The sequence below is a fragment of the Flavobacterium sp. LM4 genome (genome assembly GCF_002017935.1).
GTDB classification, from domain to species: Bacteria; Bacteroidota; Bacteroidia; order Flavobacteriales; family Flavobacteriaceae; genus Flavobacterium; species Flavobacterium chungangense.
This window is the reverse complement of the sequence record NZ_MUFW01000001.1, coordinates 472,118-496,296: the sequence shown is the minus strand read 5'-3', so window position 1 is coordinate 496,296 and position 24,179 is coordinate 472,118. Positions and strand designations below refer to the sequence as shown.

Sequence of the window (24,179 nt, the reverse complement as noted above, 5' to 3'; positions counted from 1 at the left end):
AAGAATTATTAAAAGTGTTTTTAATTTCTTTAATCTGTTTTTATTTTTTTAACTTAGATACTATTAACGATAAAATCGTTTCATTACTCAAAATGTATCTTAATAATCCAAATATAAAACTACCTGATGATCCCGACACAATTGTGTGGAAGTATCTGGATTTATCAAAATTTCTTGATTTATTGCTTTCCAGGAAATTATTCATGTCACGATCTGATAAGTTTGAAGATCAGTATGAAGGTACTTTTAGCGAACCTACATTTGAAGAGATTAAGAAACTGGCTATTGACAACCCTGAATTTTTAAATTACTACAAAATCCATCGCGAAAAAGTAGCCGTAAGCAGCTGGCATATTAACGAATATGAATCGTTTGCTATGTGGCAGATATTTACCCAAAATAGTGAAGGATTAGCTATTCAATCTACAATAGGAAGATTACAAAAAGCTGTTAAACCTGAAAATAATTTTGATCAATATATTGGAGAAGTAAATTATATAGACTACAAAAAAGAATATATTCCTTTTGATGATTTGTTCTTTCCATTTTTATTCAAACGCAAAAGTTTTCAATACGAACGTGAAGTTCGTATTATTACAGACACTTCTCAAAGCAATTTAAAATTGAATGAAGGATTAAAAATCAATGTTGATATCAATGAGTTAATTGAAAAGATTTACATTCATCCCAAATCAGAAAATTGGTATAAAAAATTGGTAATTGAATTGGTAGAACGTTTAGGTTTTGGATTAGAAATAGAAAAATCAGATTTAGAAAGTGATATTTTAATTTAAATTTTTTCTCCGCAGACAAAAAAATTGATACCCAAATAACACTAAACGCATTAAAAAAAAAATTAAATAGGCTTATAACTTACAGCCTCCCATTTTTTAGAAGTCAAATCAATATAATAATAATGTAAAACATCATTTTTATCAAACTGTCCATTTTGATTAGTATCTTCAATTGTTCTAAAATACAAACGCTTTTTGGATTCAATTAAACTCCAGTCAACCAACTCCTGCATGTCTGTTGAAACTTTAGTGAAATTTTCTCCGCTAATATCACTTAAGTAAAGAGTCTTAATATCTCCAGTATCAATTTTCCCGTCTTTATTCGTATCTGAATCTGTCAAAGTATAAACCATAATTTGACTAAGGTTTTTATCTGCAAGTGCCTTTAAATAAGTCGCTGTTAAAATTAAAACCGGCTTATCAGATAATGGTCGGATAGAATCTGAATCTATTTTTTGAAATTTCAAATTTTGCAGATAACCTGTGATTTCAAATTCGCCTAAATTAGAAATTGTAAAACTTACATCATTTACACTCGATGATCCGTAACGTACCTTAGTTCCTTTTTCAAAGACTCTTAAATCTCCAACAGGATGAATCAAATAATCTGTACCTTCCATTTGGATAGGCAAATCAGCTATTTCAATTTGAGTTGAATCTGTTTTAGTTAAAGCACTTGTTTTATTTGATGTATCATAAGTCACTTTTGGTTTTTGAGCTTCTTCTTTACAGCTCGCTAAAGATCCAATAATTACTAAGGCTATATATTTAAAATATTTTTTCATCTGCATCAATTATATTCGATTATCAAATATAGCGTTTTTGGTGATAATATTTGTTTTTATTGAATTTTACTAACGCAAAAATGTTGATAAATACAATTCCTAAATAGCCTAAAAATATTATCCAGTTTTTTTTATAGAGGGATAACAACCGTTTTCTTTCTGCTTCTTTGGCTTGGCTTAACCAAAAATCTTTATTCGCTTCACCATTTCCACAAATAATATGATCAAACGGTTTTAAATTAGTTGATTTTGGCGGTCTTGCACTTGAAAAGGCATAAATATCATCTTTATACAAAGACCAATTCATTACTTTTTCTTCAATCATAATATTTTGAACACTGATAAAAAGATCTTAATCAGTTTTTGATCCGAAATGGATTTTTGCACCATTAATGGTATCGTATTCTTTTACTAAATTCCGAAGAAAGAACCTTAATTTTTTCAATTCTTTAAACTCTTGGAATTTTTTCTTTTCAAAATAAAAAGTCTTGTAATTCCTTTTAATCCTTCCTAGTTGTTCTTTATTAATTGAATCATTAACGTAAAAAAAGGCAATACAACTTTGAACCTTAAAAGCATCCGTTTTATAAAAATGGTAAAAACAAAACAAAGGAATCAAAACCAAGGAAATCATTCCTGGAACATATAAAATTCGTTTTCTTTTTATCCGTTCTTTCATTATAACCTGGCATTCAGTTTTATATTAAAAACTCTCGAAGTCATATAATTTGGAATTGCATACTGATTTTTTGAATAAGCATCTCTAACCCAGGTATTGGTAATGGCATTTTGATTATTAAAAATATTAAATATTTCCACTCCCAAAGACAATTCCTTAAAGTTTTTCAGCCAGCCAGACTTTGGTGCACTACTCTGATCAATAAAAACCTTAGCAAAACCAACATCTGCCCTTCTGTAATCATTCAATCTGTTTTGGTACAGATAAGGATCAGAATAAGAAGGCGAACCTCCTGGTAAACCGGTATTATAAACTAAATTCAGGTACAATTTTATACTTGGAATATTGGGCATATAATCCTGAAATAACATTGCAAATTTCAATCTTTGGTCAGTTGGTCTGGCTATAAATCCTTTATTATCATAATTTTCTTCCGTTTTAAGATAACCGAAACTTATCCATGATTCAGTTCCCGGAACAAATTCACCATTTAACCTAAAATCCAGTCCCTGAGCATAAGCTTTGGCATTATTATCAGCAACATAGCGAATTCGTACATTGTCAATTGAATACACATTGACATCTGAAAGTGATTTATAATACAATTCCGTAACCCATTTAAAAGGGCGGTTCCACATTTTAAAATTATAATCGTTACTTAAAACAAAATGTATCGATTGTTGTGCTTTCACATCCGGATTAACTTCTCCTTCAGCATCACGAAGTTCCCTATAAAATGGCGGCTGATAATATAGTCCTCCTGAAATCCTAAAAATCATGTCCCTATTCCAATCTGGTTTTAAAGCAAATTGTACACGTGGACTAAAGACTGTTTGATTTTTTCCATCAACAGTTGCTCCTGAAACTTGCCAGCTTTGAAAACGTGCCCCAATAGTATACCAAAATTGATTAGAACCCAACTCTGTTTTATTATTCCATTGTGCATAACCGGAAAACCTGTTTATATCATTGAAATTGGTCGCACGGATATTTTGATACGGCAAAAGAGGTCCGGTATAAGGTTCATATGGCTGATTATTTTTCGGCAGATTTAAAATACGTGGATTTAATGAAAATCCTGCAGAATCAATCATCTCCCACTCTACAATTCTGTCCCGTATCGATTCTCTTGTATATTTTAAACCAAATTCCAGCTGACTGTCATTCCATTCTTTAAACCCTTTAATTTCAACATTTGCTATCAAAGCATCCAAATCGTTTCTGGCATGATTAAGCTGGGTACCAATTCCTCTGGTAAAATCGACATCATCAGGATTTATGTTTCCATTATCATCAACATTTCCCAATCGGTATTGTGCCAAAATATCAAAATGCTCCTTCTCTATTGTATGAAACAAGGATCCTATCAATTTTAAAGTAAAAGTTGGCGAAGCTTTATAAGTTGTTTTTAATGCTCCAAAATAAGTATCATATTGATCTTTTTCCTGACCCTCATAAAAAACAGCAAGTGCCATAGGCTGATCGATAGTTCCAAATTTTGTTTCGCGGGTTAAAGGCTGGTATAAATATTTATTTTGCGAAATATTTCCCAGAAAACTCAATTGCCATTTTTGAGAAACATCATAGTTAATATTGGTTTGAATATCTGCAAATGTTGGCGTATAATTTGTCTGTGTATCCTGACTGTTTACCAGCAGACTATTATTACGATAACGGACTCCGGTTACTGCAGACCATTTTTTGTTTCTAGAAACAGCATCAACAGAAATGCTTCCACCAAGAAAACTGGCCTCCAAAGAAGCTCCAAATTGTGTAGGTTTTCTGTAACTGATATCTAATACTGAAGAAAGTTTATCTCCATACTTTGCCTGAAACCCTCCGGCAGAAAAATCTATGTTCTGTACCAAATCGGTATTGGTAAAACTTAATCCTTCCTGTTGTCCGGAACGAATTAAAAATGGGCGATACACTTCAATTTCATTTACATAAACCAGATTTTCATCATAATTTCCTCCACGAACTGCATATTGAGTACTTAATTCGTTGTTTGAATTTACTCCTGGCAATGTTTTTAGTATATTTTCTATTCCGGCATTCGCTCCGGGTACTTTTTTTATGGTAGCCTGATCAATAACTGTAATACCCTGGACACGTTTTTTATTTTTTGAAGTAACAAAAACTTCCCCCATCTGTTCTTCTGAATTGTTCATCACAGGATTAAAAACGAAAGTTTCGTAAGGTTTCAGATTGACTGTTAATGTCATCATTTTTAAGGAAATGTGCGTAAAAACCAAAACCACCTTTTTGTTTGAGGGTACAAAAATCTGAAAATAACCTTTAGCATCAGATTTTGCCGATTTGTCTCCTGTCGTAACATTTACATCTGCAACCGGACGATTTTCACTATCTAAAATAACTCCCTTAACGCGAGCACTTTGAGCAGATGAACCATAACCAATCCAAAAAAAAAGAAAAACAATTATTAATTTAAAATTATTCAAACGCTTAGATTTTATTTTTGTTGACTTCTAAAAAAATGAGTTTCAAAGATAGCAGAATTCCCCACATTATCAACTACTTCAATTTTTAAATCATTCGCACCTTCAGCAACTATAGCATCATCAAATGTGTGGGTTATTTTTCTCGTTTTATTATCATATTCAAACAAAACCCAGTTCCCATTCAAATAACCATTATAGAACCTAATTCCGGATAAGGCATCACCAATTGTAAACTGAACATTTTTAAAACCGGTAATCCATTTATCCTGAATCACTTTAGTGATTTTTATAACAGGAGCAATAGTATCTAAAACCAAACCATATTGCCCTAAAGTTTTTGATTTGATAGTAAAGACATCATTTTTTCTGGTGGTAGCATTATAACTTTTACTATTACCACTAAATCTTGCAATAAAAAGTTTATCACGCAAGGTTTCAGAATAAGTACTGTCTTTTATCGTAACCGTAAAATTTGAATGCACTGGAACAACATCTTCATGAATGTAAATCCGATTGTTTTTTACATCAAAATTTAAATTAAAATCTTCATAAAAGGTACCTGCAGGAAAAAAAACAGACATATTCTCTTTCTCAAAATTCGAATCTTTATTGTATCGAACAAAATACTTTGATGTCAATGGTTCTGCGTTAATGATTGGTGCTTCCGAATCATATTCAACCGGAACAGTAATCGAATTCAAATTTCCAAAATAATCAGAAACTTCAATTCTGTAAGTCGAAGCTAAATTAGGTTCAACAGGAACTATTCCGTTGAGCGAATCTCCTTTTATAATACTTAGAGCATAAGGGCTTTTCATAAATAGCTTTTGCACACGCTGACCCGTTTTTTTATATCTTGGATAATCAATAAACGCATTTATAAAACGCATTTCATCAAAAGAATAGGTATTGAACTGGTAATTATAATTTTGATTTCCATTTAAAAAAGTACTCACATTAAAAACACCATTTCTATTGTTGGAAACATCATCAAAATCGACAGCATTAATTCCGAAACCTATCTTTCCGTTAGCTTTCACTTTACCAGCCAGATAAGTTCCGTCTTTTTGGAGGGAAAGATTCAATAACAGAGGCTGTTTCGACTGGTTTACCGTTGTATTATCCATCGGATAAACAAATAAACTGGAAATCGTCGGTTTTTTAGTATCCTTTAAATATTGATCAAATCCAAAAAAAATAGGATTTATAACAAATTCTGTTTTCGTGTCACGAAATTCAAAATGCAAATGCGGCCCTTCTGAAGAGCCTGTGTTTCCTGAGAGCGCAATTATCTGCCCCTTTGTAACAGGAAGGTCTTCCGGCTTTGGAAACATTTCAATTTCAAAAGATTTTTCGCTATAATGCGTTTTATGAATATATTCCTGAATTGGTCCAACAGCTGTTTGCAAATGTCCGTAAACAGTAGTATAGCCGTTTGGATGTGTGATATAAATACATTTTCCGTTTCCAAAAGTTGAGATTTTTATTCTGGAAACATAACCATCAGCAACAGCATAAACATTCAGTCCTTCCCTTTGATTGGTTTTTAAATCGAATCCGGCATGAAAATGATTGGGTCTCAACTCACCAAAATTCCCGGAAAGCTGCATCGGAATATCTAATGGTGTACGAAAATAATCCTTTGGATACTGGTTCTGGCTAAAAATAAAATTACAAACAAATAAAAAAAACAAATAAAATCTCATAGGTAACATTTTTGCTAAGATAAAAAATTAAGGAGCTAAAACCGAAAGATTAAACAGCAAAAACACAATTAACTGAATTTCATTAATTTGTCTATTTTTAATGTAAAAAAATCGATAAAAAATTGCATTAATAAAAAGGAATATTAACTTTGTAGGATTAAGTAATGAAAAGGATTTATAATGAGTGTAATTGCTGAAATAATTGATACTCTTGAATATAAAGTCGAAAAGCTTTTTGCAAAATCAAAAACTTTAGAGAAGAACAATCAGGATTTACGATTAGAACTAAACAAAGCTGTGCAAATTATCCAGAAACAATCTGAAGAAATTGAAGCTTTGAATAAGCAATATGAAACACTTAAGATAGCCAATTCGTTGCTCGGCAGCGACAACAACAAGAGAGAGACAAAGCTTAAAATAAATTCATTAATTCGCGAAATTGATTACTGTATTGCACAACTATCAGATTAGTAAATATGGACGGAAAGCTTAAAATTAAAATATCAGTTGCAGACAGAATTTACCCGTTAACGGTTGAGCCTGCTCAGGAAGAAGGACTTAGAAGTGCTTCTAAAAAAATTGATGCTATGATTAAGCAGTTCGAAGAAAATTACGCAGTTCGCGACAAACAAGATGTATTGGCTATGTGTGCCCTGCAATTTGCATCACAAGTAGAACAAAAACAAATTGACAATACTATTGATGGCGAGGAAACTATCAAAAGAATTAAAAGATTAAATTCGCTTTTAGATCAATATCTCGAAAATTAAACGTTCTTTACACGAAACTAAGATACTGCCTACATTAGTTCACAATTGGTAAACTCAACACTAACAATTTAGAATGAGCAAATCGTCGCTACTATAGTATGCCATGCTTCGGCTTGGAAACTTGAACAGTGAGTTAGCTCAAAACTTGTCTTTACGAGTTTATTCAAGCAATTAATGTAGGCTTTTTTATATATAAATTTTAACAAACATGGACATCATAACGATCATTATTTCAGGTATTGTTGGCATTGCAGCTGGTTTTGCGATAGCTAAAATTATCGAAAAAAGCAATATTTCTAACTTAATCAAAAACGCTAAAAAAGAAGCTGCATCTATTTTAAAAGACGCTAATTTAGAAGCTGAAAATATTAAAAAAGATAAAATTCTTCAGGCAAAAGAAAAATTTATCGAATTAAAAGCAGAACACGAGCAGGTAATTTTAACCAGAGACAAAAAAGTAGCTGAAGTTGAAAAAAGAGTTCGTGATAAAGAATCGCAGGTTTCAAATGAATTATCAAAAGCTAAAAAAGTAAATGATGATTTTGAAGCTAAAACAGCAGAATATAATAACAAAATTGAGCTTCTCGACAAAAAACAAACTGAAGTTGACAAACTACACAAAAGTCAGCTACAACAATTGGAAGTAATTTCGGGGCTTTCTGCCGAAGAAGCAAAAGAGCAATTAGTAGAAGGTCTAAAAGCTGAAGCTAAAAGCAAAGCAATGTCTCACATTCAGGATACAATTGAAGAGGCGAAACTTACTGCTCAGCAAGAAGCTAAAAAAATCATCATCAATACTATCCAAAGAGTTGGAACAGAAGAGGCTGTTGAAAACTGTGTTTCTGTTTTCAACATTGAATCCGATGATGTAAAAGGTAGAATTATCGGTCGTGAAGGGCGTAACATTAGAGCGCTTGAAGCCGCAACCGGCGTTGAAATCATTGTTGATGACACACCTGAAGCTATTATTCTTTCATGTTTTGATCCGGTACGTAGAGAAATTGCCCGTTTATCATTACACAAACTCGTAACTGACGGACGTATTCACCCAGCCAGAATCGAAGAAGTTGTTGCTAAAACTGCAAAACAAATCGACGACGAAATTATTGAAGTTGGTAAACGTACTGTTATCGACTTAGGAATTCACGGCTTACACCCTGAATTGATTAAAGTTGTCGGAAGAATGAAATACCGCTCTTCTTATGGACAAAACTTACTGCAACACTCCAGAGAAGTCTCTAAACTTTGTGGTATAATGGCAGCTGAACTGGGTCTGAATGTTAAATTAGCTAAAAGAGCAGGTTTACTTCATGATATTGGTAAAGTTCCAGATACTGAAAGCGATTTACCGCACGCCTTATTAGGTATGCAATGGGCAGAGAAATACGGTGAAAAAGAAGAGGTTTGCAACGCTATTGGAGCTCACCACGACGAAATCGAAATGAAATCATTACTTTCTCCAATTATTCAGGTTTGTGATGCTATTTCCGGCGCGAGACCAGGCGCAAGACGTCAGGTTTTAGATTCATACATTCAACGTCTGAAAGATCTTGAAGAAGTAGCTTACGGATTCAGCGGTGTTAAAAATGCTTATGCAATTCAAGCCGGTAGAGAACTTCGTGTAATTGTAGAAAGCGAAAAAGTATCTGATGAAAATGCAGCTAATTTATCTTTTGAAATTTCACAGAAAATTCAAACAGAAATGACATATCCTGGTCAGGTAAAAGTAACTGTTATTCGTGAAACCCGAGCAGTAAACATTGCTAAATAAATTCAAAACATATTTAAAATAAAAAAAACTTCTCATCGCTGAGAAGTTTTTTTTATTTCTGATTTAGCCTTAAATCACAACTCATCATTAAAAACAATTTTAAACACAGTCCCTACTCCAACCTCACTTTCAACAAAGACTTTTCCGTTCATGGCTTCTATTTGATTTTTGGTAATATGCAAGCCTATACCCCTGGCATCTTTATGTTTATGGAAAGTTCTATACATTCCAAACAACAAGTCACCATATGCATCTAAATCAATCCCCAGACCATTATCTTTTATTTTTAGAACTTTATACCCCTCTTTTTCTATAGTATAATCGAAAATAATTATTGGACTCCTGTCCGGATGAGCATATCTGATCGCATTGGTTACAAAATTTAAAAGCACACTTTCAAGATAGGCAGGATTAAAAGTTATCGTTACGTATTCGGGTACGTTGTTTATAATATTTGCATTTGTTTCGGAATTAAAATTCTTAATAGTTGAAATTGTTTTATTGATGTATTCTACCAAATTTAATGGTTTGATAATTATATTCATATTGCTCTGAATCTGAACAATTTGATTCAAATTCAAAATAGTATCATTCAAATCATTAGAAACTGTTCTAAGATGCATTAACATCTCTTTTATCGTTTCTTTTTTCTCATCAATATCAATAAAATCCAATATAGATTTAATATTACCAGCCTGTGTACTTAAATTATGTGAAACAATGTGTGAAAAATTTAGCAATCGACTATTTTGATCACTATATAATTTCATCGTTTTTATAAGCTCCAACTCTTTTTCTTTTTGCCCAGAAATATCAGTGTGGGTTCCTATAACACGCAAAGGTTTTCCTTGGTCATCTCGTTCAATCACTTTTCCTCTGTCTAATATCCATTTATAATTTCCGCTTGAGGTCATTACACGATGATAATTTTCGTAATAAGGAATCTTATTCTCAAAGTGATCCTGAATATCCGAATAATATTTCGGCAAATCATCAGGATGCACAATCTGATCCCAACGTTCAGGATCATCAAGTACATCTGCCGATTCAAGCTCTAAAATCTTCAAAGACAAAGAGGAATAAAATACTTTATTAGTAAGCATATTCCAATCCCAAACACCGGTTGTAGAAGCTTCTAAAGCAAATTGAAACCGTTCTTCAGAAATACGCAGTTTCAATTCTTTATCTTTTAACTCTGTAATATCCGAAAGATGCCCAAAAAAACTCACCTTGCCATCTGAAGACAATTCGGATTTAGATGAGATCTTAAACCATCTTAAGCCTTTTTCAGGCAATATTCCACGAAATTCAACTTCCCATCTGGAAACTTGTTTTCTAGCTTTTAAAAATGACTGAAAAAACAAATCACGATCTGAGGGATGGATTCTTTCAGAAATAGCAGATTTGATATTATTTAAAAAATCACTCGTACTTAACTCAAATATTTCTTCAATTGATTTACTAAATAATGGAAATGAATAATTATTATCAACATCGATAATAAACTGAAAAATCAAATCAGGAATTTCAGCAAACAATTTTTTATAAAAATCATTAACATTATTACAATATGTATTTTCATCTAAATCAAAAACCATAGTTACTTGTGTAAGTTTAAATTAATTTAAATTTGAGGCTACAACTTTCCGCAAAAAAGAAACCTTAATATTTCAAAATATTCCTTTTTAAATAAGTCACTAATAATAACTAATTTTTCTTTAAAAAATTATCTTCGGGGATGAAAAGCATGCATTACATCTTTTAAGAAACTTCTGTCTAAATGAACATAAATCTCAGTTGTTGTTATTGATTCATGTCCGAGCATGAGCTGAATAGATCTTAAATCGGCACCATTTTCTAATAAATGTGTCGCAAAAGAATGTCTAAAAGTATGCGGACTGATATTTTTGTTTAGGCCGATTTTTACAGCTAAGTCTTTAATGATGGTAAAAATCATCGCACGTGTAAGCTGATTTCCTCTACGATTCAAAAACAAAGTATCTTCATTTCCTTTTTTTATTTTCAAATTTACCCGAACTTCTTTTTGATAAATGTTAATATATTTTTGGGTTAAATTACCAATAGGAACAAAACGTTCCTTATTTCCTTTTCCGGTAATTTTTATAAATCCTTCTTCAAAAAAGAGGTCTGAAATTTTTAAGGTCACCAATTCCGAAACACGAAGTCCACAACCATACAACGTTTCCAACATGGCTCTGTTTCTTTCCCCTTCGTTTGAACTTAAATCTATAGCCGCAATCAGATTATCTATTTCCTGAACGGACAACGTATCCGGTAATTTACGCCCTGTTTTGGGAGCTTCTATTAATTCCAGCGGATTATCTGTTCTGTAATCTTCAAAAACCAGGTAATTAAAAAAACTTTTTAAGCCTGAAATAATTCGGGCCTGAGATCTCGGATTAACCTCTCTTGAAACTGAATAAATAAATTGTTGAACCGTTTCATCTGAGATTTTTATTGGAGACACTTCTATTTGATTGGATTCTAAAAAAAGACATAACCGTTCAATATCGAAACCATAATTTTCGATTGTATTTTTTGACAAACCTCTTTCTATTCGCAAATACGACTTATAATCTTTAATATAGGTATTCCATTTCATATTTACAAAGTAAACACATTTTTGAGCATAAAAAAACCTTCCGGTTAGGGAAGGTTTTCATAAATATATCAAAAGAAGATATTAGAATCTGTATCCTAAACCAACTTGCAATCCTGTGTTACCAAGATCAAATCCGTCAGCATCAGAAATGTTAGCTAAACCTAAGTTATATCTCGCATCAAAGAAAAGACCATTAGTTAATTCATAACCAGCACCAAATCCTAAAGCAAAATCAATAGACTTAGTAACTTCGTCAACCTCATCATCTGCTCCAACTTTAACGGCTAATTGAGGCCCTGCTTGTAATGATAATCCTTGAACCACATAATATTTAGCCATAACAGGAACTCTTAAATAACTAATTGACAAATCATCATCAGCTCCTTCAACAGAATACAAAAGTTCAGGCTGAATGTGGAATTTCTCAGAGATTGAAAAGTCTGCTAAACCACCAACATAAAAACTAGTTTTTGCATCAGTATCAGCATCACCTGTAAAGTTTGTTAAGTTAACCCCAGCCTTAACACCAAATTTAGTTCCTTGAGCATTAGCAAATCCAAAAGCCATAACTGCGATGGCAGATAAAATAATTTTTTTCATTTTTTTTTATAAATTAATGATTATTTAGTGGGTGCAAAGCTATGTTAATAAAGACCAACAAACCAAATATTAACATTAAATAATTCATTAATTTAGTTCAAAAAATCCTATTAAAACAAACAAAAAACTTAAAATCAAACGATTACATTTTTAAATATCACTAAAAACAGTTAGACAAAAATTATTTTTATTATTAGTAAAATTCTTTCTTTTTAAGATGGATGAATAATTTTTTTATCAATTGAGTGAGTGAAAAATGGAAATTTTGAAACGCAAACAAACAATAATTATAATCCTTTTGAGTTTTTATTTGCATTACTTTGTACAATCAAATCTTAAATTTTAACATTATGAAAAAAGTTTTTTTAGCGGTGGTTTTGTTCATCGCCACCTCAGCATCCATTCAGGCACAATTATTAAAAATAGGGGTTAAAGCAGGGGTTAACTTTGCAAATCAAACCGGAGATGACACGGATGCACCTGGAGTTAACAAAGAAGGCATCACAAGCTACCATGCAGGACTTGTTGCAGAAATTAAATTACTGGATAAACTCGCTCTACAACCTGAACTTTTGTATTCTACAACTGGAGCATCGTATAAATTTGACGGTGTGAGTGAGGATATTAAAAACGAATTAGGTTATTTGTCCATTCCTGTAATGGCTAAGTTTTATTTAACCGATTCCTTCAGCCTTGAAGTGGGGCCACAAGCTTCCTTTTTATTAAGTGAAAAAGACAATGTAGAGTTGGGAGATGCAGAGACCTTTGAATTTGGTGTTAATGCGGGGTTAGGTTTTAAAATCACAAAAAATCTTTTTGTTCAGGGGCGTTACGGCTTAGGGCTAACAGAAGCGTCAAAAAATGCTGATGTTAAAAATTCAACCATACAATTGTCTGCAGGATTTATGTTCTAAAAGAATATCACATACTTTTATAAAAACCGTTCTAATAATTAGGACGGTTTTTTTATTTTTACACTGTTCGTAAAATGATTTCTGTCAAATGCAAAAATGAAATCCTATATACTTTAATCAAAATAAAAATTCCATTATGAAAATCGCTATAATCAACGGTCCCAATTTGAATCTATTAGGAAAAAGAGAACCTGAAGTTTACGGAAGTCAGACTTTTGAAGATTATTTTGAAACCCTTCAACAAAAATTTTCAAATATTGAACTTTACTATTACCAAAGTAATATTGAAGGTGAATTAATTGACAAAATTCAGGAATATGGGTTTACATACGACGGAATTATTTTAAATGCAGGCGCTTACACTCACACTTCAATTGGTCTGGGCGATGCTATAAAAGCAGTAACAACTCCTGTTATTGAAGTTCATATTTCAAATACCTATGCACGTGAAAGCTTCAGACACCAGTCGTATTTATCGGGAAATGCAAAAGGTGTTATTTTAGGATTTGGATTAAAAAGCTACGAATTGGCTATCCAGTCATTTTTATAACACATTATTTAACAAATTATTAATAAGTACAGATTCAACTTGTTTTAATTTTGTAAGAGAACCCACTTACATGAAAAACTATATTTTACTCGCCTTTTTATTTTTTTCAATTTCAACTTTTGCCCAAATCAAAGGAACTATAACAGATGAAAAAGGAAGTCCTCTGGCTTTTGTATCTGTTTTTGAAGAAAATACATATTCCGGTACAACCTCCAATGAACTTGGACAGTATCAGTTGAATGTAAAAGAACCGGGCAAAAACAAAATCGTTTTTCAGTACATGGGTTATAAAACTCAAAAAATAGCTATTTCTTCAGATTCAAAAGCTGCCGTACTTGATGTTAAAATGTCGGAAGAAAGTTTTGCGTTAAATGAAGTTATAATCGATCCAAAAAACAATCCTGCAACTACTATTATTAAACACGCCATTGCAAACAGAAAAGAAAATTCTGAAAAAACAGCCCGTTTTACTGCTGACTTTTATTCAAAAGGAATTTTAAAAGTTAAAGATTTGCCTAAAAAAATACTAGGTCAAAAAATAGACCTTGGCGCTGATTTGTCTTCTAATCTGGATTCAACCGGTACCGGAATTCTATATTTATCAGAAACCATTTCTAAAATTACTTTTCAAAAGCCTGACAAATTAAAAGAAACAATTGTTGCTTCAAAAATCTCCGGAAACAACAACGGCTTCAGTTATAATACTGCTGCATTATCGACCTACGATTTTTATGACAACACATTAGAATTTGATGTTAACCTTATCTCTCCTATTGCCGGAAATGCTTTGAGCTATTATACCTATAAACTGGAGGGAAGCTTTTATGACGATAACAAACAGCAGATTTATAAAATAAAAGTAATTCCAAAGCGGGATAAAGAACCTGTTTTTGAAGGTTACATTTACATTGTCGATGATAGTTTTGCAATTTATGCAGTTGATTTTGATATAAAAGGCTACCGGGCGAAAAATGAATTTACTGAAGTAATGAATTTAAAACAGGCTTTCAGTTATAATTCACAAAATAAAATATGGTCAAAAAACGCACAGACACTTTCTTTTAATGCAGGTGCTTTTGGAATAAAATTTTCAGGTCAGTTTAATTATGTTTACTCTAATTATGAATTTCCGTCTTCTTTTACCAAGAAGACATTTGGAAACGAAATAGTTGCTTTTGACCTGAATTCTAATAAAAAAGACAATTCGTTCTGGAATGAAATTCGTCCGATTCCTTTAACACTTGAAGAAAGTACTGATTATATCAAAAAAGACAGCCTTCAGACCATTAGAAAATCCCAAAAATATACAGATTCAGTTGATGCCAAAAACAACAAATTTAAAGTTTGGGATATCCTGAAGGGCTATGATTACAAAAACACGTTCAAAAAGTATTCTTTTAAATATGAAGGTTTACTAAACCTGACTTCTTTAAGTTTCAATACAGTACAGGGCTTTAATTTAGATTCTGGTTTTTCATTTAAAAAATGGAATGAAGAAAACGGCAAAAGCACTTCAATAAATACAATTTTCAATTATGGATTTTCTGATGAACGTCTTCGCATTATTGGCGAATTCACACATCGGTTTAACACGGTAAATTATGCTGCAATTTCGGCTTCGGGAGGAACAAAAACGGCACAATTTAATGGCACTGACCCCATAAAGAAAATTGTCAATTCTGTAAGCTCTTTATTTTTTAAAGACAATTATATGAAATTGTATAATTTGGAATTTGCTCAGCTTAACTATACTCAGGATATTGCAAACGGAATCAATCTCAATGGTAAAATAGCCTATGAACAAAGAAAATCACTTTTTAACACAACAGATTATTCTTTTTTCAGTAAAAATGATGTTTATTCATCAAACAACCCTCTCGCGTCGGAAAATTTCACATCTTCTTTTGATCAGCACCATTTATTCAAAACTAACCTTACAGCCAGGATTAACTTTGGAAATAAATATATCTCAAGACCAGACGGAAGATATAACTTTAAAAACGATAAATATCCAACCATTTTTCTTGCACTGGAGAAAGCCTTTGCAGCAAGCGAAAAAAAATATGAATTCGAAAGAATCGGTGCTTCCATTCAGTATGATTTATCACTGGGAAACAAAGGGATTCTGGGGATGAATTTCAGAGCCGGAAAATTCTTTAATGCTAAAAATATTTCTTTTATCGATTACAGGCATTTTAACGGAAACCAGACTCATATTGGCACAACAGATCGTTACCTTAATGTTTTCAACTTAATGCCCTACTACTCAAACAGTACAAATGACCGCTATCTTGAAATGCATTTCGAGCACAATGACATGGGATTTTTGACTAATAAAATCCCACTGATCAATCTTTTAAAATCAACTATGAATATTGGCTTTCATTCATTGGCACTTCCGGACAGAAATCCTTATTCTGAGTTCACAGTTGGTTTAGATAATTTAGGTTTTGGTAAATTTAAATTGTTCCGGGTTGATTATGTTCATTCGTACCAAAGCGGAATCCAGCAGAACGGAGTTATTTTTGGTTTGAAGATTCTGAATGTTTTAGATTAATTTTTTAGCAGATTCTTTATTGGCGTTACCTCCGGCCGGGCTGTCCGCTGTATCTTTTTATTTTTAAAGAAAAAATAAAAAGGATGCCGCTCCCATCCCTAACGCATCAAGCCTAAATTCATATTTACGATATTAACAGAAAAAATCGCTTAATTTGCCAGATAAATTTCCCCTGACAATTTAAACAGATTAAATTATTTTAGAATTTGACCACGTAACCTTTAATTCCGCTCGGCAAGGAATTTTACTTTATTTACAGCAACAAGAATTTATAAGAGATTTTACAACTTAAAGCTTAGCCTTACGAAACCTCTCTAATTATAATCATCTGGCTCTACATGAATCAAAACATGACCAAGTTCCGGAATCTCTCCTCTTAAGGTATCTTTTAATTTATGTGCCAAATCATGTCCCTCTTTTACAGAAATTTTAGCTGATACAATAGCATGAAGATCTACGTGGTAACGCATTCCGGCTTTGCGGATAAAACATTTCTCGGTTCCTAAAATACCCTGAACTGTTAATGCTTTTATGCGAATTTCTTCTACAAGATCATCATTAAGATTTTCATCCATGATTTCACCAAGGGCAGGCCTGAAAATTTTATAACTGTTGTATAAGATAAAAAAAGAAGCGAAAAGTGCTGCCCAATCATCTGCAGATTCATATCCTTTTCCCATAAACAGTGCAATGGAAATTCCAACAAAAGCTGCTACTGAAGTAATGGCGTCACTGCGATGATGCCAGGCATCTGCAGCTAAAGAAGAACTATTGGTTTGTTTACTGCGTTTTATTACTAATCTAAAAGAATATTCTTTCCAGACAATAATTGCACCTAAAACATACAAAGTCCAGGATTTTGGAAGATTATGCGGATTCTGAATATTGGATATACTTTCATACCCGATGATCGTTGCCGAAGTAATTAAAAACCCAACTACCAAAAAAGTAATTAAAGGTTCTGCACGACCGTGACCGTAAGGATGATTTTCATCAGCCGGTTTGTTCGAATATTTGATTCCGAACAAGACCAAAAAGGACGAAAATATATCAGTAGTTGATTCGATCGCATCTGCAATCAGGGCATAAGAATTGCCAAAAAAACCCGCTAAGCCTTTTATAACGGCTAAGCAGGTGTTTCCAGCTATACTAAAATAAGTAGCTTTTATAGCTTTTTGTTCATTTGTCATTGGAGATTTTTTATTCTCTTACGATTTTAGCACCAATTGCTCTCAAACGTTCATCGATACGTTCGTATCCACGGTCGATTTGTTCTATATTTTGAATTGTACTTGTTCCTTTTGCAGATAATGCAGCAATTAATAACGAAATCCCCGCACGAATATCAGGAGACGACATTGTAGTTGCTTTTAACTGAGATTCAAAATTATGCCCCATAACCACAGCTCTATGCGGATCACATAACATAATTTTTGCCCCCATATCGATTAATTTGTCTACAAAAAATAAACGACTTTCGAACATTTTCTGGTGAATCAAAACATCGCCCTTTGCCTGTGTTGCTACAACCAAAACAATACTCAATAAGTCAGGTGTAAATCCTGGCCAGGGTGCATCAGCAATAGTTAAGATTGAACCATCAATATCTGTTTTTACTTCATATCCGTCTTTGTGGGCAGGAATATAAATATCGTCGTTGCGTTTTTCTATTGTAATACCCAGTTTTCTAAATGTATTCGGTATTAAACCTAAATTATCCCAGCTTACATTTTTGATTGTTATTTCGCTTTTTGTCATAGCCGCAAGACCAATCCAGGAACCGATTTCGATCATATCCGGCAAAATTCTGTGCTCACATCCTCTGAGACTTTCAACACCTTCGATTGTCAATAAATTAGAGCCAACCCCAGTGATTTTAGCTCCCATTGAGTTCAGCATTTTACACAATTGCTGTAAGTAAGGTTCACAAGCAGCATTGTAAACTGTAGTTCTTCCTTTTGCCAAAACAGCAGCCATTACAATGTTTGCAGTTCCGGTTACAGATGCCTCGTCTAAAAGCATATCTGTTCCCTGAAGGCCTTCTTCAGGAGTCTCTACTCCATAAAAATGATCCTCTCTGTTATATCTGAATTTTGCTCCAAGGTTAATAAACCCTTCAAAGTGTGTATCTAATCTGCGGCGGCCAATTTTATCTCCACCCGGTTTTGGAATATATCCTTTTCCGAAACGAGCCAAAAGAGGCCCAACAATCATAATAGAACCACGAAGTGCTCCTCCTTCTTTTTTGAAAGCTTCGGTTTCTAAGTATCCAACATTAACCTCATCCGCCTGAAACGTAATTGAACCCGGTGCATTGCGCTGAATTTTAACTCCTAAATTACCCAACAAAGTGATTAATTTATTAATGTCAATAATATCGGGAATATTATTAATTGTTACTTTATCTCCCGTAAGAAGTACGGCACATAAAATTTGTAATGCCTCATTTTTTGCTCCTTGCGGAGTGATTTCTCCTTTTAAAGGAATTCCTCCTTCGATTTTAAATACTCCCATATTCTTTTTTTAGGTTCTGAGTTGCTGAGTTCCTAAGATTCTAAGTTTTCTTTAGAGATTAAAACCCCCTGTTACTTAGCAACTTTATTTATTTCTGATTGTTATTTTTTTGAAAAGGTTTCGGTTTCCCTGGTCCTTTATTGTTTTTGTTGCTTTGGATTTTTGGTTGTCCTGGTGGCGTAATTTTATTTGACATACGTTTGTTGGTGCGCAATAAATCTGTAGTATTTAAAAGCTCTTCCGTACTCTGCAATAAATTGATTTTTCCTCCTGACAATTCAAATAAATGTTCGAAAATCACATCGTCTTTTACTGTGTCTTTGTTCCAGCTTAAATACGACTTTTTCATATGGTTGGCAATTACCAGAACCAATGCATTTTTCATTTCGCCATCTTCCCATTTGTTCGCAACATCAATCATGTACTTGATATTGTTACCATAAAATCTGTATTTTGGAAAATTTTGCGGATACTGTAAAACATCCGGTTTTAACTGCAGCACATCACGTGATGGAATTGGATATGGAGATTCTACATTTAATTTAAAATCAGACATGATAAAAAGCTGATCCCATAATTTATGCTGAAAATCCGGCACATCGCGCAAATGAGGATTCAGACTTCCCATAACCTGAATGATATATTTCGCAGCTTTGTTGCGAGTTTCATCATCTTCAATATGAGTAGCCTGATCGATCAGTTTCTGCAAATGACGACCATATTCCGGAATAAGTAAACGCTGTCTTTCAGAATTGTATTCTAAGTTGAAAACAACGTCATTCGCGACTTCTTTTTTATATTTTTCGACCATAATTTATAATGAAACTATACCTTCTATTGTAGAAACTTCTTTGTATTTGCCAATTACTTCGTCAGCACTATCCATTGTTACATCTATAGAAACACTGGTAAATTTACCTGTTTTAGATTTTGTTGTTTTGATAACCGCACCCATCCTGTCAAAAGCTTTTTCAACGCGCTCTACATTATCGGCTACTGAAGGCACTATAAATTTATACAAATATTCTGCTGGCCAGGTGTTTGAATTGTCCAGCTCAACCTTTAATCTTTCGTAAAATTCGGCGGTGTTTTTTTCTTTATCGTTCTCCATTCGTAATTAAAAATAAACGCAAATATACGTTTTTGATTTTAGATATTTTATATTGAAAAAAGATATTAAATCCTCGTATTTTATTTATGATGAATTTCACTAATTTGCATGAATTATTTTTATTCTAAAAATGCAATTGAATAAATCCGATATTTTAAAATTAGTCAAAGTCAAAAAATCAGATCTTCTTTGGAATCATTTTTTTTACGGACTCAAAAAAGATTATTCTGTAAATGGTGAAATTCAAACAAACACTATTAATTGCGGGGTTCGCCATAAAAAGATATAGCTGAAAGCAGGAACTTTGCTGGCTGAATTTGCGAAATCATTCGCTGCTGATAAATATTCTTTTCAAATACGAATAACTTTAGGTAAATTTGCTCTTTATTTTTACGAAAGTGCAAAAAGAAATTATTGTTCTCCTTGGCGGTCCTGGAACAGGAAAATCTACGCTTATAAACGAATTAGTCGCTCGTGGCTATTGCTGCTACCCTGAAATTTCAAGAGAAGTTACACTCGAAGCCCAGAAAAGAGGCATCGAGCAATTGTTTTTGGAACAGCCTTTACTGTTTAGCGAAATGCTGCTTGAAGGCCGTATTCAGCAATTCAAGAGTGCTTTTCAGGAACCTGATAACGTGGTTTTCATTGACCGGGGAATCCCTGATGTTGTGGCTTATATGGATTATATTGGCGACGAGTATCCGGAGTTTTTCACGAAAGCCTGTGAGGATTATAAATATTCTAAAACTTTTATTTTACCTCCCTGGGAAGAAATATATCAGAGCGACACGGAGCGTTATGAAAATTTTGAACAGGCATTAGAAATTCAGAAACATCTTATTGAAACCTATAAAAAATACGGATACGATTTAATTGAGGTTCCTAAAGACACGGTTGAAAACAGAATTCTTTATATATTAGACAAAATTTAGCCTACGGATTTAAAGTTGCAAAACTAGAATCTGAGTTCTAAATTTTTAACTTTAATACATTGGCCATGCAGGAAGCACAGGATATTCTTTTAAAATACTGGAAACATACCCGTTTCCGACCACTGCAAAAAGAAATTATTGATTCGGTCTTAGCAGGTCATGACACTTTTGCACTGTTGCCTACCGGAGGTGGAAAATCGATTTGTTTTCAGGTTCCGGCCATGATGCAGGACGGAATTTGTCTGGTTGTTTCGCCTTTGATTGCTTTGATGAAAGACCAGGTGGCAAATCTGCAAAAAAGAGAAATTAAAGCTATTGCCTTAACAGGAGGAATTCATACCGAAGAAATTATAGATCTACTGGATAATTGCCAATACGGAAATTATAAGTTTCTTTATCTATCGCCTGAGCGTTTACAATCTGACTGGATTTTGGAACGTATTAAAAATCTGCCTATCAATTTAATTGCTATTGACGAAGCGCATTGTGTTTCGCAATGGGGTCACGATTTCCGTCCGGCTTATTTAAAAATTTCTGAACTTAAAAAATATTTTCCTAAAATTCCGTTTTTGGCTTTGACTGCGACTGCAACACCAAGAGTTGTAGAAGACATTAAGACACAGACAGGATTAAAAGACCCTAATTTTTTTCAGCAGTCATTTGAAAGAAAGAATATTGCCTATATGGTTTTTGAAATCGAAGACAAACTTTATCGTGTTGAGCAAATTTTAAAGAAAAACCCACAACCTTCTATTATATATGTACGAAACAGAAAATCGTGCTTAAATATATCAACCCAATTACAATCATTAGGATTTAAGGCAACATATTATCACGGTGGCCTTTCGGCAAAAGAAAAAGACAAAAACATGGGATTGTGGATGTCCGAACAAGCACAGGTAATTGTGGCGACCAATGCATTTGGAATGGGGATTGACAAAGACAATGTAAAAACAGTCATTCATACACAATTACCCGAAAACTTAGAAAATTATTATCAGGAATCCGGAAGAGCGGGACGAAATGGCGAGAAAGCGTTTTCGGTTTTACTTTATAACAATTCAGATTCAAACCAAACAGAACAGCAATTCTTGAGTGTTTTGCCTGATAAGAAGTTTCTAAAAACGATGTATGTGAAACTTTGCAATTATTTTCAGATTGCTTATGGCGAAGGCTTAGATGATTCTTTTTCGTTCAAACTTAATCATTTTTGTAATAAATACGACTTCCCTACTTTAAAAACGTATAACTCTTTGCAGTTTTTGAATCAGCAGGGAATCATAACAATGTCACAAGAATTTTCAGAAAAAATTACCATGCAGTTTTTAATTGAATCAAAAGAAGTCATTCGATATATGAGTCTGAATCCAAATGATGAAGAAATCATTTTGGCAATTTTGAGAACGTATCCCGGAATTTACGAAATGAAAACATCTTTTAATATTTCGTTGATTGCCAAAAAATCAAATCATTCTGAAGAACAAGTTTCTGCAGTTTTAGAAAAACTAAAAGAAAAAGAAATCATCGAATACAAATCAAAAAATAACGACGCGACTATATTATTTAATGAAGTTCGCGAAGATGATCTTACCATAAACAGAGTTTCAAAATATCTCGAAAAACAAAATCAATTAAAAAAAGAACAGCTTTCATCTGTTCTGCATTATATAAAAGAGAATAAGACCTGCAAAAATCGATTAGTTTTAGATTATTTTGGAGAAGAAACGACAGAGAATTGTGGCGTTTGTTCTTATTGCATTATTCAAAAAGGAAAAATCACCGAAGCAGATTCGATTGCTGATAAAATTTTGTATTTATTAAAATCTGCTGCTTTAACTTCGCGAGAAATTCAAAGCCAGATAAAACTGGATGCCAACGATATTATTTTGGTACTTCAGGAGTTATTAGAAAACAATCATATTACCATATTAGCGAACAACAAATACACTTTAAAATCATAATGAAAAAATTGAGAATTATATTTATGGGAACTCCTGAATTTGCTGTCGGCATTTTGGATACCATTATTAAAAACAATTACAATGTTGTTGGCGTGATTACCGCTGCAGATAAACCGGCAGGACGTGGACAAAAACTAAAATATTCGGCAGTAAAAGAATACGCACTTGCCAACAGCCTTACTTTACTACAGCCAACAAATTTAAAAGATGAAGATTTCTTAGCCGAATTAAAGTCTTTGAACGCTAATTTACAAATCGTAGTCGCTTTTAGAATGCTGCCAAAAGTTGTTTGGGAAATGCCGGATTTAGGAACCTTTAACCTGCATGCTTCGTTATTGCCAAATTATCGCGGAGCAGCCCCCATTAACTGGGCTATTATCAACGGAGAAAACACAACCGGCGTTACTACTTTTTTCATAGATGATAAAATTGATACCGGAGCGATGATTTTAAATTCGGAAATTGCTATTGAACCTGAAGAAAACGCAGGACAATTACATGACCGATTAATGTTTTTAGGAAGCGAAACTGTGATCAACACCTTAAAAGTCATTAAAAATGGAAATGTAACCACAACTATCCAGGAAGATAACGACAATATAAAAACGGCATATAAACTAAACAAGGAAAACTGTAAAATCGACTGGACAAAATCCGGAACAGAAATCAATAATCTTATTCGCGGTTTAAGCCCATATCCTGCTTCCTGGTGTTTTTTGAAAGATAAAAACGAAGAATTAAGTATCAAAATATATGAGGCAAAACTGTTTTTAGAATCGCATTCACATGAAACAGGAAAACTTATTTCCAGTAAAAAAGAAATTAAAATTGCAGTACAAGGGGGATTTTTACATCTTTTGAGTTTACAATTACCCGGAAAAAAGAGAATGCAAGTGGCAGAATTACTTAACGGGATTGCTTTTTCTGATTCAGCCAAGGTCTATTAAGCTCAGTAAAACAAGGGTTTATAACTATTTTTAGTGATAAAACCAGTCGTTTTATGAACAAAAAAAATAAGTTATTAACAATTATTGCTAAATTTGTAGAAAACACTTGCAAGGAACGGATTTCCTACTAAATTTGTGTATTAACAATTTTTTTTAACCAACAATTAATAACTAATTATTATGAACAAATCAGAATTAATCGATGCTATCGCTGCTGATGCAGGAATTACAAAAGCTGCTGCAAAATTAGCTTTAGAATCATTTTTAGGAAACGTAGGTACTACTTTGAAAAAAGGAGGAAGAGTTTCATTGGTAGGTTTCGGATCTTGGTCGGTATCTGCCAGAGCTGCTAGAGATGGTAGAAACCCTCAAACAGGAAAAACTATTCAGATTGCTGCTAAAAATGTAGTGAAATTTAAAGCCGGAGCTGAATTAGAAGGTGCAGTGAACTAAGTAAGAAAGTTCTCTAAACTTATAATATAATTAAAACCCTCCTTATAGAG

22 protein-coding genes are annotated in these 24,179 nt (G+C 33.0%); 11 read left to right on the top strand and 11 right to left on the bottom strand.

The features are described from left to right. Positions 1-92: 92 nt before the first annotated feature. On the top strand, positions 93-794 hold the full coding sequence (locus BXU10_RS02170) for a DUF2971 domain-containing protein (RefSeq protein ID WP_078225917.1): 702 nt from the start codon (positions 93-95) through the stop codon (positions 792-794). 62 nt (positions 795-856) lie between these two features. Here BXU10_RS02170 and BXU10_RS02165 read toward each other — a convergent pair whose 3' ends face one another. The 4 genes from BXU10_RS02165 to BXU10_RS02150 all read right to left on the bottom strand — a co-directional run bounded on the left by BXU10_RS02165 (position 857) and on the right by BXU10_RS02150 (position 6,426). Continuing rightward, entirely contained in the window at positions 857-1,579 is a 723-nt protein-coding gene (locus tag BXU10_RS02165) for a hypothetical protein (protein ID WP_078227884.1), read from the bottom strand. A 22-nt stretch (positions 1,580-1,601) separates the two neighbouring features. Further along, entirely contained in the window at positions 1,602-1,904 is a 303-nt protein-coding gene (locus tag BXU10_RS25120) for a hypothetical protein (protein WP_223255373.1), read from the bottom strand. Positions 1,905-2,257: 353 nt separating this feature from the next. After that, on the bottom strand, positions 2,258-4,720 hold the full coding sequence (locus BXU10_RS02155) for a TonB-dependent receptor (RefSeq protein WP_078225916.1): 2,463 nt from the start codon (positions 4,718-4,720) through the stop codon (positions 2,258-2,260). Positions 4,721-4,731: 11 nt separating this feature from the next. After that, a complete protein-coding gene (locus tag BXU10_RS02150; protein ID WP_078227883.1) occupies positions 4,732-6,426 on the bottom strand; it encodes a M23 family metallopeptidase in 1,695 nt (564 codons plus the stop codon). 180 nt (positions 6,427-6,606) lie between these two features. On the opposite strand from BXU10_RS02150, the gene BXU10_RS02145 reads away from it, so the two are divergent. The 3 genes from BXU10_RS02145 to rny all read left to right on the top strand — a co-directional run bounded on the left by BXU10_RS02145 (position 6,607) and on the right by rny (position 8,967). Next, a complete protein-coding gene (locus tag BXU10_RS02145) occupies positions 6,607-6,897 on the top strand; it encodes a hypothetical protein (protein ID WP_031456978.1) in 291 nt (96 codons plus the stop codon). A 5-nt stretch (positions 6,898-6,902) separates the two neighbouring features. After that, positions 6,903-7,196 (top strand): cell division protein ZapA, encoded by a 294-nt coding sequence (locus BXU10_RS02140; RefSeq protein WP_031456979.1) that lies wholly within the window; start codon positions 6,903-6,905, stop codon positions 7,194-7,196. 208 nt (positions 7,197-7,404) lie between these two features. After that, on the top strand, positions 7,405-8,967 hold the full coding sequence (gene rny / locus BXU10_RS02135; RefSeq protein WP_078225915.1) for a ribonuclease Y: 1,563 nt from the start codon (positions 7,405-7,407) through the stop codon (positions 8,965-8,967). Between the two features lie 74 nt (positions 8,968-9,041). On the opposite strand, the gene BXU10_RS02130 is transcribed toward rny, so the two are convergent. The 3 genes from BXU10_RS02130 to BXU10_RS02120 all read right to left on the bottom strand — a co-directional run bounded on the left by BXU10_RS02130 (position 9,042) and on the right by BXU10_RS02120 (position 12,190). Beyond that, on the bottom strand, positions 9,042-10,565 hold the full coding sequence (locus BXU10_RS02130) for a PAS domain-containing protein (protein ID WP_078225914.1): 1,524 nt from the start codon (positions 10,563-10,565) through the stop codon (positions 9,042-9,044). 128 nt (positions 10,566-10,693) lie between these two features. After that, positions 10,694-11,590, bottom strand: a complete 897-nt coding sequence (xerD, locus tag BXU10_RS02125; protein ID WP_078225913.1) for a site-specific tyrosine recombinase XerD — start codon at positions 11,588-11,590, stop codon at positions 10,694-10,696. 81 nt (positions 11,591-11,671) lie between these two features. Further along, positions 11,672-12,190, bottom strand: a complete 519-nt coding sequence (locus BXU10_RS02120) for a porin family protein (protein WP_078225912.1) — start codon at positions 12,188-12,190, stop codon at positions 11,672-11,674. Positions 12,191-12,540: 350 nt separating this feature from the next. On the opposite strand from BXU10_RS02120, the gene BXU10_RS02115 reads away from it, so the two are divergent. The 3 genes from BXU10_RS02115 (at position 12,541) to BXU10_RS02105 (ending at position 16,211) form a co-directional block, all read left to right on the top strand. Then, positions 12,541-13,104, top strand: a complete 564-nt coding sequence (locus BXU10_RS02115) for a porin family protein (RefSeq protein ID WP_078225911.1) — start codon at positions 12,541-12,543, stop codon at positions 13,102-13,104. Positions 13,105-13,240: 136 nt separating this feature from the next. Further along, positions 13,241-13,654, top strand: a complete 414-nt coding sequence (gene aroQ, locus BXU10_RS02110) for a type II 3-dehydroquinate dehydratase (protein WP_078225910.1) — start codon at positions 13,241-13,243, stop codon at positions 13,652-13,654. A 70-nt stretch (positions 13,655-13,724) separates the two neighbouring features. Next, positions 13,725-16,211 carry a DUF5686 and carboxypeptidase regulatory-like domain-containing protein gene (locus tag BXU10_RS02105; protein ID WP_078225909.1) on the top strand — a complete coding sequence of 829 codons (2,487 nt, stop codon included), beginning with the start codon at positions 13,725-13,727 and terminating at the stop codon, positions 16,209-16,211. 314 nt (positions 16,212-16,525) lie between these two features. Here the strand turns inward: BXU10_RS02105 and BXU10_RS02100 are convergent, their stop codons facing one another. From BXU10_RS02100 to BXU10_RS02085, 4 genes are all read right to left on the bottom strand, one after another. After that, on the bottom strand, positions 16,526-17,401 hold the full coding sequence (locus BXU10_RS02100; protein ID WP_078225908.1) for a cation diffusion facilitator family transporter: 876 nt from the start codon (positions 17,399-17,401) through the stop codon (positions 16,526-16,528). 10 nt (positions 17,402-17,411) lie between these two features. Continuing rightward, positions 17,412-18,725, bottom strand: coding sequence for a UDP-N-acetylglucosamine 1-carboxyvinyltransferase (gene murA / locus BXU10_RS02095; RefSeq protein ID WP_078225907.1), 1,314 nt, complete (start codon positions 18,723-18,725; stop codon positions 17,412-17,414). Between the two features lie 88 nt (positions 18,726-18,813). Beyond that, positions 18,814-19,536 (bottom strand): DUF4290 domain-containing protein, encoded by a 723-nt coding sequence (locus BXU10_RS02090; RefSeq protein ID WP_078225906.1) that lies wholly within the window; start codon positions 19,534-19,536, stop codon positions 18,814-18,816. A 3-nt stretch (positions 19,537-19,539) separates the two neighbouring features. Continuing rightward, the gene (locus BXU10_RS02085) at positions 19,540-19,836 is read right to left on the bottom strand and encodes a DUF493 family protein (RefSeq protein ID WP_078225905.1); all 297 of its coding nucleotides are present in this window, start codon (positions 19,834-19,836) and stop codon (positions 19,540-19,542) included. A 398-nt stretch (positions 19,837-20,234) separates the two neighbouring features. Here BXU10_RS02085 and BXU10_RS02080 point away from each other — a divergent pair, with 398 nt between their 5' ends. The 4 genes from BXU10_RS02080 to BXU10_RS02065 all read left to right on the top strand — a co-directional run bounded on the left by BXU10_RS02080 (position 20,235) and on the right by BXU10_RS02065 (position 24,129). After that, positions 20,235-20,768, top strand: a complete 534-nt coding sequence (locus BXU10_RS02080) for an AAA family ATPase (RefSeq protein WP_078225904.1) — start codon at positions 20,235-20,237, stop codon at positions 20,766-20,768. 65 nt (positions 20,769-20,833) lie between these two features. Next, complete coding sequence (locus tag BXU10_RS02075) at positions 20,834-22,729, top strand: ATP-dependent DNA helicase RecQ (protein WP_078225903.1); 1,896 nt, start codon at positions 20,834-20,836, stop codon at positions 22,727-22,729. Beyond that, a complete protein-coding gene (gene fmt / locus BXU10_RS02070) occupies positions 22,729-23,676 on the top strand; it encodes a methionyl-tRNA formyltransferase (RefSeq protein WP_078225902.1) in 948 nt (315 codons plus the stop codon). Before BXU10_RS02075 ends, fmt begins: the two co-directional genes overlap by 1 nt. Before the next feature lie 180 nt (positions 23,677-23,856). Then, complete coding sequence (locus tag BXU10_RS02065) at positions 23,857-24,129, top strand: HU family DNA-binding protein (RefSeq protein WP_031456994.1); 273 nt, start codon at positions 23,857-23,859, stop codon at positions 24,127-24,129. Positions 24,130-24,179 lie beyond the last annotated feature (50 nt).

What these genes read in the sequence shown, in the direction of transcription:
- BXU10_RS02145 (WP_031456978.1), top strand. Translation starts at nt 6,607, where the DNA reads ATGAGTGTAATTGCTGAAATAATTGATACTCTTGAATATAAAGTCGAA.
- BXU10_RS02085 (WP_078225905.1), bottom strand. Translation starts at nt 19,836, where the DNA reads ATGGAGAACGATAAAGAAAAAAACACCGCCGAATTTTACGAAAGATTA.
- BXU10_RS02170 (WP_078225917.1), top strand. Translation starts at nt 93, where the DNA reads ATGTATCTTAATAATCCAAATATAAAACTACCTGATGATCCCGACACA.
- murA (WP_078225907.1), bottom strand. Translation starts at nt 18,725, where the DNA reads ATGGGAGTATTTAAAATCGAAGGAGGAATTCCTTTAAAAGGAGAAATC.
- BXU10_RS02100 (WP_078225908.1), bottom strand. Translation starts at nt 17,401, where the DNA reads ATGACAAATGAACAAAAAGCTATAAAAGCTACTTATTTTAGTATAGCT.
- BXU10_RS02065 (WP_031456994.1), top strand. Translation starts at nt 23,857, where the DNA reads ATGAACAAATCAGAATTAATCGATGCTATCGCTGCTGATGCAGGAATT.
- BXU10_RS02150 (WP_078227883.1), bottom strand. Translation starts at nt 6,426, where the DNA reads ATGAGATTTTATTTGTTTTTTTTATTTGTTTGTAATTTTATTTTTAGC.
- BXU10_RS02090 (WP_078225906.1), bottom strand. Translation starts at nt 19,536, where the DNA reads ATGGTCGAAAAATATAAAAAAGAAGTCGCGAATGACGTTGTTTTCAAC.
- BXU10_RS02140 (WP_031456979.1), top strand. Translation starts at nt 6,903, where the DNA reads ATGGACGGAAAGCTTAAAATTAAAATATCAGTTGCAGACAGAATTTAC.
- BXU10_RS02115 (WP_078225911.1), top strand. Translation starts at nt 12,541, where the DNA reads ATGAAAAAAGTTTTTTTAGCGGTGGTTTTGTTCATCGCCACCTCAGCA.
- xerD (WP_078225913.1), bottom strand. Translation starts at nt 11,590, where the DNA reads ATGAAATGGAATACCTATATTAAAGATTATAAGTCGTATTTGCGAATA.
- rny (WP_078225915.1), top strand. Translation starts at nt 7,405, where the DNA reads ATGGACATCATAACGATCATTATTTCAGGTATTGTTGGCATTGCAGCT.
- BXU10_RS02130 (WP_078225914.1), bottom strand. Translation starts at nt 10,565, where the DNA reads ATGGTTTTTGATTTAGATGAAAATACATATTGTAATAATGTTAATGAT.
- BXU10_RS02105 (WP_078225909.1), top strand. Translation starts at nt 13,725, where the DNA reads ATGAAAAACTATATTTTACTCGCCTTTTTATTTTTTTCAATTTCAACT.
- BXU10_RS25120 (WP_223255373.1), bottom strand. Translation starts at nt 1,904, where the DNA reads ATGATTGAAGAAAAAGTAATGAATTGGTCTTTGTATAAAGATGATATT.
- BXU10_RS02120 (WP_078225912.1), bottom strand. Translation starts at nt 12,190, where the DNA reads ATGAAAAAAATTATTTTATCTGCCATCGCAGTTATGGCTTTTGGATTT.
- fmt (WP_078225902.1), top strand. Translation starts at nt 22,729, where the DNA reads ATGAAAAAATTGAGAATTATATTTATGGGAACTCCTGAATTTGCTGTC.
- BXU10_RS02165 (WP_078227884.1), bottom strand. Translation starts at nt 1,579, where the DNA reads ATGAAAAAATATTTTAAATATATAGCCTTAGTAATTATTGGATCTTTA.
- aroQ (WP_078225910.1), top strand. Translation starts at nt 13,241, where the DNA reads ATGAAAATCGCTATAATCAACGGTCCCAATTTGAATCTATTAGGAAAA.
- BXU10_RS02075 (WP_078225903.1), top strand. Translation starts at nt 20,834, where the DNA reads ATGCAGGAAGCACAGGATATTCTTTTAAAATACTGGAAACATACCCGT.